The sequence below is a fragment of the Klebsiella sp. Ech2A genome (genome assembly GCF_030078455.1).
GTDB classification, from domain to species: domain Bacteria; phylum Pseudomonadota; class Gammaproteobacteria; order Enterobacterales; family Enterobacteriaceae; genus Klebsiella; species Klebsiella terrigena.
Genome location: NZ_JAQGFU010000392.1, coordinates 1 through 1,631 on the forward strand (window position 1 = coordinate 1; position 1,631 = coordinate 1,631).

Genomic DNA, 1,631 nt, shown 5'->3' on the forward strand with positions numbered 1-1,631 from the left:
CTACACCGGCGGCGTTAAATCCTGGTCGGTGGTGTCGGCGCTGCAGGATCTGGGGATGAGCGTGGTGGCGACCGGCACGCGCAAATCCACCGAGGAAGATAAACAGCGGATCCGCGAGCTGATGGGCGAAGAGGCGGTCATGCTCGACGAAGGCAACGCCCGCACCCTGCTGGACGTGGTCTACCGCTACCAGGCCGACCTGATGATCGCCGGCGGGCGCAATATGTACACCGCCTACAAGGCCCGGCTGCCGTTTCTTGACATCAATCAGGAGCGCGAGCACGCCTTCGCCGGCTATCAGGGCATCGTCACCCTCGCCCGTCAGATCTGTCAGACCATCAATAGCCCGGTCTGGCCGCAAACCCATTCCCGCGCCCCCTGGCACTAAGGAGCACAGCATGGCAGAAATTTTTCGCACCGATAAACCGCTGGCGGTCAGTCCGGTAAAAACCGGCCAGCCGCTCGGCGCAATCCTCGCCAGCCTCGGGATCGGCCACTGCATCCCGCTGGTCCACGGCGCGCAGGGCTGCAGCGCCTTTGCCAAGGTCTTTTTTATTCAGCACTTCCACGACCCGGTGCCCCTGCAGTCGACGGCGATGGACCCGACCTCGACGATTATGGGCGCGGACGGCAATATCTTTACCGCCCTCGATACCCTGTGCCAGCGCAACGCTCCGCAGGCCATCGTCCTGCTCAGCACCGGGCTATCGGAGGCCCAGGGCAGCGATATGTCCCGGATCGTGCGCCAGTTCCGCGAGGAGTATCCCCGGCATAAAGGGGTGGCGATATTGACGGTCAACAGCCCTGATTTTTATGGCTCGATGGAAAACGGCTTCAGCGCCGTGCTGGAGAGCGTCATCGAGCAGTGGGTGGCGCCGACGCCGCGCGCCGGCCAGCGAAATCGCCGGGTCAACCTGCTGGTGAGCCACCTCTGCTCTCCCGGCGATATCGAGCTGCTGCGCCGCTACGTGGAAGCCTTCGGCCTGCAGGCGACGATCCTGCCGGACCTCGCGCAATCGATGGACGGCCACCTCGCGCAGGGGGACTTTTCGCCGGTTACCCAGGGCGGGACGCCGCTGCGCCAGATAGAGCAGATGGGGCAGAGCCTGTGCAGCTTCGCCATCGGCGCCTCGTTGAGCCGGGCCTCCTCCCTGCTGGCCCGGCGCAGCCACGGCGAGGTTATCGCCCTGCCGCACCTGATGACCCTTGAACACTGCGATACGTTCATCCATCAGCTGGCGAAGATTTCCGGGCGCGGCGTTCCGCAGTGGATTGAGCGCCAGCGTGGACAGCTCCAGGATGCGATGATCGACTGCCATATGTGGCTTCAGGACCAGCGCATGGCGATGGCGGCAGAAGGCGATCTGCTGGCGGCGTGGTGCGATTTTGCCATCAGCCAGGGAATGCGCCCAGGTCCGCTGGTCGCCCCTACCGGCCATCCCGGCCTGCGCCAGCTGCCGGTTGAGCGCGTGGTGCCGGGGGATCTGGAGGATCTGCAAACCCTGCTCTGCTCGCAGCCCGCCGATCTGCTGGTGGCCAATTCTCACGCCTGCGACCTGGCGGAACAGTTTGCGCTACCGCTGATCCGCGCCGGCTTCCCTCTCTTTGACCGGCTCGGCGAGGTCCCCCGG

Annotated in this window: 2 protein-coding genes; both read left to right on the top strand. The window is 65.1% G+C overall.

Annotated elements, in window-relative coordinates:
* A partial coding sequence (locus PFH44_RS27330) for a nitrogenase component 1 (RefSeq protein ID WP_283826797.1) occupies positions 1-388 on the top strand: 388 nt, incomplete at its 5' end.
* Positions 389-398: 10 nt separating this feature from the next.
* A partial coding sequence (gene nifN / locus PFH44_RS27335) for a nitrogenase iron-molybdenum cofactor biosynthesis protein NifN (protein WP_283826798.1) occupies positions 399-1,631 on the top strand: 1,233 nt, incomplete at its 3' end.